The organism is Pseudomonas sp. PS01299, from assembly GCF_029960145.1.
GTDB lineage: Bacteria > Pseudomonadota > Gammaproteobacteria > Pseudomonadales > Pseudomonadaceae > Aquipseudomonas > Aquipseudomonas putida_A.
Map to the genome: position 1 here is coordinate 25,275 of NZ_JASCPO010000059.1, position 6,000 is coordinate 31,274.

Consider the following 6,000-nt stretch of genomic DNA (forward strand, 5'->3'; position numbering starts at 1 on the left):
ACTGATCGTCATGCTACGCAACGCTCACATGGGGGGACAAAAGGGACGACAGGGGAAATTCAATGGGTAAGCTGAATCCGAAACAAGTCGAAAACCTGACCGAACCCGGCACCTACGAAGATGGTGATGGGCTTCGCTTGGTTGTCAAACCTACCGGGCGTAAATCCTGGCTCCTTCGCTTCCAACTGGCAGGCCGTCGCAGAGAGATGGGCTTGGGCTCTTATCCTGAAGTCAGTCTTAAGAAGGCCAGGCTTGAAGCCAGCACCAAACGTAGCCAATTGAGCGAGGGGGTCGACCCGCTAGCCGCTCGCGACATCGAGCGCGCTGCTCAACGCGAAGCACAGCGCGCCAGCGAGGCGAAACAGCTGAAGTTCGAAACACTCGCGAAAGAATACTGCGAAGCGCATGGGGGCACTTGGTCAGAGAAGTGGCGTAAAGGCTGGCTGCGTAAGCTGGAGCTGTATGCGTTTGCCCACATCGGAAAATTTTCAGCCGAAGAGATTGGGACTACCCAGGTACTGAAGGTGCTGCAACCCATCTGGGCCACCAAAACTAGAACTGCCGACGAGGTACGCGGGCAGATTGAACAGATTCTGGATGCAGCCAAGGCACGCAATCTACGAGAGGGTGAGAACCCTGCACGCTGGCGCGGGCACTTAGACAATCTGTTGAGTCGTGCTGAAAAGAAAAAGGCTCGAAAGCGTGAGCACTTTGAAGCTTTGCGCTGGCAGGATGTGCCGGCGCTGATGACCAAGCTCCAGGCAAACTCCTCACCGCCATCTTGGGCCGCTCAACTGCTGATCATGACCAGCGCACGCGCCCACATGGTCAGATTCGCTCGTTGGGATGAGTTTGATTTGGAAGGGGGCACGTGGTCACTGCCAGATGAGCGAATGAAAATGCGAGTGGCTTTCGTAATTCCGCTTGCCGAAGAGGTCGTAAAGCTGGTGAAGAGCATTCCGCGAGATGAGGGAAGCGCCTTTCTATTCCCTGGTCAGGGCAAGACAAGGGCTATGCACGCAAACGCAGTACGAACGCTCCTGCATGGCATAGGGTATGAGCACATCACCCGGCACGGATTTCGATCCTCTTTTCGAGATTGGGCTGGTGAATGCACTCACTACCCACGTGAGGTTGGCGAAATGGCGCTTGCACATGATGAGCGAGACCAGACTGAAGGGGCCTACTCTCGCTCGGACTTTCTCGATAAGAGGCGCTTACTTATGAATGAGTGGAGCAGATTTGTAACCTCTCCAACTACAGCCTAGCACTTACTGACCGATACCTCAGACCAAAAACTAATAACATATAAACGGAACGCAGACCATGAAAGAAAACTCACCAAATCACGATTTTGACGAGGACGCTTCCCAAGACCCGGTGTCCGCAATCATTGGAAATTACGGAATAGAAAAAAGTTTGAGCATCCTAGTAAACCGGCTTGACGACTATATGGATGACGAATTTGGAGAGCGAACCGCAAAAGAAGAAATAAATGACTACCTACAGGACATCCTCAGCGGACAAATCACCAAAAAAACCATACTGAACTACAACACAGAAAGATTATTAAGCAAAGATCTGTCTATAAAAAAAGAAAGCTCAGTAATACTTTCCTTTATATATACAGCCATAGCTCAACACTTAATAAAACACGAACCACAAAACAATGCCTGGGCTGCTTTACTAGAAGCCAAACACTACTTAGCCTATCACGCTGGGCTCACAGACCCCATAAACCATAAAAAAACTGAACGAGCCCAAAAGGGCGGCCGTAAAAAAGCACAAAATGCGCTAGAACTTGAGAGGTTAGTCATAAAAATACTTTCGAGGAAAAGGCCCAAAAAAGGTTGGCGAAACGCTTACGATGCAGCACACAACATCGCTAGTGAGTTATCGACAACAGCTAACGAAAGTAACATCCCTATCCCGAACAACATGGAAGACCTGATACACAAACTGACAACCCTTATTCACGAAAACAAAGAAGTCGCCAAGGCTTTTGATTCACCAGAAGGCTGAATCACGCCTCAATCACTAGCGCCGTAAAAATCAACACGGCGCGTAACCAACCACAGCGAAAGAGCCTTACTTAACACTTCAAATCAAATCAATGTAATTAACTCCTTTATGCCTAACAATATCAATCAGCCTTCTTTCCCGAAGCACGTCCAAAGCACGCTCCAGACGAAGCTTACTTCTTAACTTGCCAGGCCCATACTGAAGAATTTTATTCTTCCTGATCTCGCCATATCTCTTACCAAAATAACTACACAGCCACTCCAACAAATCATCCGCATCAATACTTTCTTGTGGTGGAGGAACAAATATCTGAAAAAACTGATCTGAGTACCAGCAGCATAAATCAACAGCAAAATCTAGTACCTCACACGAAATCCCCCCCTGCCTGCCGTCAAAAAAGTGCAACAACGCCGCAATCCTAGCGATATTGTCGGCCAGTTTTGAAGCGTGATCCGCGACGCCCTCAAATCTGCCACCCTCAACAATACCTGTTTCTATCTCATTAAATACATCCCGCCATCTTTCTTCGGCCTCCTGAGAAAAACGCACAGTTAATCTCTCTTTTTTCGGAGAGTCTAACAATGCTCGATTCAGAATAAGCAATTCGCCAATACGCGCAGAAAAATCATTACATCTCTCCCACGATAACGTGTCATCACCTATTGTCCTAGTACCTTGCGTCGATTCAGGATGACAAACTAAAAACCTAGCCAACAACCCTGACCCACGACTTTTTTCGCCACGACGCTCCATATACTCTTTAAATGCTGACGCTTGCAGCATAACGGATATAGTTAAGCGAGAATCTGTAACCTGATAACTTTCAACAGAAACGCGATCAACTGTTATAGAGTCGCCACTCCACAATGAGTTCTGCTTAGAAAGATCATTCAGTGCTCCACCATTAAGAATTCCGGCACCTTCGCTAGATATTAACCCCGCAGACGGGAGATTACTGTACAGGCCAAAGAACAGTGCCTCTGATGTCGCATCATCATAAACCATCTTGTACTGCCTTGGCCCCAAAGGCTTTGACTTCTCATGCGCACTAAAAAGCAACTCTTCCTCGCTGGAATTAATACCTTTATCTGTATTCTTGTTTATCTTCTTTAAGATAACTTTTCTTTTTTCCCTCCAAATTTCTAGCTGAACATTCCACTCGACAACAGCTTCTTGGTATCTTTTATACTCCAAGCGCTGAAATTCACGAATTGGACCTAAAAAAACATTTTCCGCAGTCGACTTTCGCTCGCCCGACCCTGCTATTGTCAACAACATTAAGGATGTCGGGACACACTGGCCAGTTGGTTTGCAAACATCTATTAGCCCCTGACACACCAGTGAAATAGCCGTCAACGCACCTGAGAATATTAGCGCTCTCGGGGCTTGGACATTTTTTTCCGCCTCATTAACTGCAGCTGCTAGCAGGGCACAAGGAACAAAGCGCGGAAAGCGTGCCCCTACCCTCGGGAGACTCTCATGAAGCTTCACTGCACTCAGGACGATACTCACTGCTGCACCTCATCAGTCCCTTGACTGCCGCTGTAGCATCCCGCTGATTTCCCGCTCTCAGGCACAACTCTGCCTGAAGCGCTCCCCCATCCAGCAGTAATCCTTGATTTAATCCAGGCATCAATCTCAGCCTCAATCCAACCTATCGCAGCGATGCCCAGCTTGATCGGCTTGGGGAAAGTACTGTCATACCTTGGCGACTTCGGATTCATCCGATCGTAAATTGTGGACCTACCCAGTCCAACTCGTTCCTGTACATGCTTCAACCTCAGCACCCTAGAAACACAGCTTGTCATGCCCGTTACGCTCATCGTTTTTGCCTCAAGTTCCTAATCGATGAGTGAATCTATAACGATCCCCATGGGTCATTTGACCATCTGCTTAATGTAATTTTTTACTCAAGCAGACCTCTTGACGCGAGCAACAAAAATTGATCTAGAAGCAATGGCCAGCCTTCAGGGCAAGCCTCACAAGCTGAGCTATAGCTGCTATAGCTGCTATTCCGTAGCAGTAATAGCAGCTATAGCCGGCCCACGAAGGATCAGATTCAAAAAAAATTTAGTCCTACATCACTGCCATGACATCCACCCCATGGAACTCAGAACCATGTCATTGCAATGTCCTTTGTGTAACTCCCCCAAGATCGCATCTTTACAAACGGCCATGAAGATTGGCGCAGCTGTTGGAACCGTAGGCGGAGCCGCTCGTGGTGCGAGCGCCGCTCTGGCAGCAGGCCTGGTGGGCGCCTCTGTCGGCGCTATTGCCGGCCCTCTTGGCATCACGCTCGGCACAGTTTCTGGTGCCATCCTCGGCGGGCTCGCTGGAGGTGCAGGCGGCTGCGCCCTCGGTGCTCAGCTTGGCGAAAAACTCGATCGTCATGTGCTCGCCAACAACCTCTGCCTCGCCTGCAATCATCGCTTCAACCTACCAGCCTAATCCTCATACAACATTTTTCGGCCAGTGCTGCGAGAGCGCAGCATTTATGCCGGCACGCCCCCAAAGGAATCACTCCCATGGCTCATCTCGTCGAACAAATGGCATACGTTGGCGCTGCCCCTTGGCATGGTTTGGGTAACCGCCTGACGCAAAAGCAACCACTCGAAGTCTGGCAGCGCGAAGCGGGCATGAACTGGCAGATTCAAGAAAGTCCAGTGCACTTCAAGGCCGACACTGTCGGCAACCTGGGCACGATTCACTCCTTTCCGGAACAGAAGGTACTGTATCGCTCCGACACCAAGTCCCCTTTGTCGGTGGTTTCCAACCGCTACCAGGTTGTGCAGCCGCGTGAGGTCCTGGAGTTCTACCGGGATCTGACTGAGGTCTCCGGCTACGAGTTGGAAACAGCTGGGATACTCAAAGGTGGCCGCAAGTTCTGGGCGCTGGCCAGGACGGGGCAGACAACCGTGCTGAAGGGTAACGATCAGGTGAATGGCTATCTGCTGCTAGCCACCTCCTGTGACGGTACGCTGGCCACCACCGCGACCCCGACCACCGTGCGTGTAGTTTGCAACAACACCCTGACCATCTCCCTGAACGGCGCTACCCGCGCAATCAAGGTGCCGCATAACACGCGCTTTGATCCGCAGGCCGTGAAGAAACAACTGGGCATCGCGGTCTCCCAGTGGGACGAATTTATGTACCGCATGCGCGCACTGGCGGAGCGCAAGGTGCAGTGGCATGAGGCGATGGGCTTCTTTATGAATGTGCTGTGTGACGTAGCCCCCCATAGCAAGCTGCCGGAAGTGCTGCCGAAAGAGCGAGCACTGCGCAAGGTGCAAGGGCTGTACGAAGGCCAAGGTCGTGGAGCGACGCTGGAGTCAGCCCAAGGAACTGCGTGGGGTTTGCTCAATGCTGTGACTGAGTACGTCGATCACGAGCGACGCGCCCGAAGTACTGAGAATCGCCTTGATTCTGCGTGGTTCGGTAATGGAGCAGTCCTCAAAGAGCGCGCACTGAACGCCGCACTGCAACTCGCCGCCTAGCCCCACTCACCTACTGAACTATTAAAACGCCTGGTCAGCTTCTGCTGGCCGGGCGTTTTTATGCCGCACAGGAAAACATCATGGAAACGCAAACACTGCAAAACCTCAGCACCAAACCGCGTCCAGCCTTGCGCCTGGTGGGCACCAAACAATTGCCGCGTGAAGACTGGCTGGCCGTGCGCAAACAAGGCATCGGCAGCTCGGATGCCGCCGCGGCCGTCGGGCTTAATCCTTACAAATCCCAGCTGGAACTGTGGCTGGAGAAAACCGGGCGTGATACCTCACTGCCTAAGCTCGATCCCAATGACGAAGAAAGCCCTGCTTACTGGGGCAACATCTTGGAACCGATTGTCGCGACTCACTACACCAGGCGCAGTGGTCACCGGGTACGACGCATCAATGCTGTGTTGCAGCATCCTGATCCTAAACTGCCCTGGATGCTGGCCAACATCGACCGCGAGGTGATCGGCGCCGGCGATGTACA

General features: G+C 51.3%; 7 protein-coding genes. 5 read left to right on the plus strand and 2 right to left on the minus strand.

Annotated features, from left to right (window positions below; translation table 11 throughout):
* Positions 1–62 precede the first annotated feature (62 nt).
* The gene (locus QMX91_RS13185; protein WP_282412842.1) at positions 63–1,268 is read left to right on the plus strand and encodes an integrase arm-type DNA-binding domain-containing protein; all 1,206 of its coding nucleotides are present in this window, start codon (positions 63–65) and stop codon (positions 1,266–1,268) included.
* Positions 1,269–1,326: 58 nt separating this feature from the next.
* The gene (locus tag QMX91_RS13190; protein WP_282412843.1) at positions 1,327–2,022 is read left to right on the plus strand and encodes a hypothetical protein; all 696 of its coding nucleotides are present in this window, start codon (positions 1,327–1,329) and stop codon (positions 2,020–2,022) included.
* Between the two features lie 78 nt (positions 2,023–2,100).
* On the opposite strand, the gene QMX91_RS13195 is transcribed toward QMX91_RS13190, so the two are convergent.
* On the minus strand, positions 2,101–3,534 hold the full coding sequence (locus QMX91_RS13195; RefSeq protein ID WP_282412844.1) for a YfjI family protein: 1,434 nt from the start codon (positions 3,532–3,534) through the stop codon (positions 2,101–2,103).
* Positions 3,531–3,845, minus strand: a complete 315-nt coding sequence (locus tag QMX91_RS13200) for an AlpA family transcriptional regulator (RefSeq protein ID WP_306108790.1) — start codon at positions 3,843–3,845, stop codon at positions 3,531–3,533. Before QMX91_RS13200 ends, QMX91_RS13195 begins: the two co-directional genes overlap by 4 nt.
* Positions 3,846–4,140: 295 nt before the next feature.
* On the opposite strand from QMX91_RS13200, the gene QMX91_RS13205 reads away from it, so the two are divergent.
* The 3 genes from QMX91_RS13205 to QMX91_RS13215 all read left to right on the plus strand — a co-directional run.
* Positions 4,141–4,470 carry a hypothetical protein gene (locus QMX91_RS13205; RefSeq protein ID WP_282412848.1) on the plus strand — a complete coding sequence of 110 codons (330 nt, stop codon included), beginning with the start codon at positions 4,141–4,143 and terminating at the stop codon, positions 4,468–4,470.
* A gap of 77 nt (positions 4,471–4,547) precedes the next feature.
* Positions 4,548–5,516, plus strand: coding sequence for a DUF932 domain-containing protein (locus tag QMX91_RS13210; RefSeq protein ID WP_282412845.1), 969 nt, complete (start codon positions 4,548–4,550; stop codon positions 5,514–5,516).
* Between the two features lie 80 nt (positions 5,517–5,596).
* Positions 5,597–6,000 (plus strand): YqaJ viral recombinase family protein (locus tag QMX91_RS13215; RefSeq protein WP_282412846.1); only part of this gene is annotated, 404 nt, incomplete at its 3' end.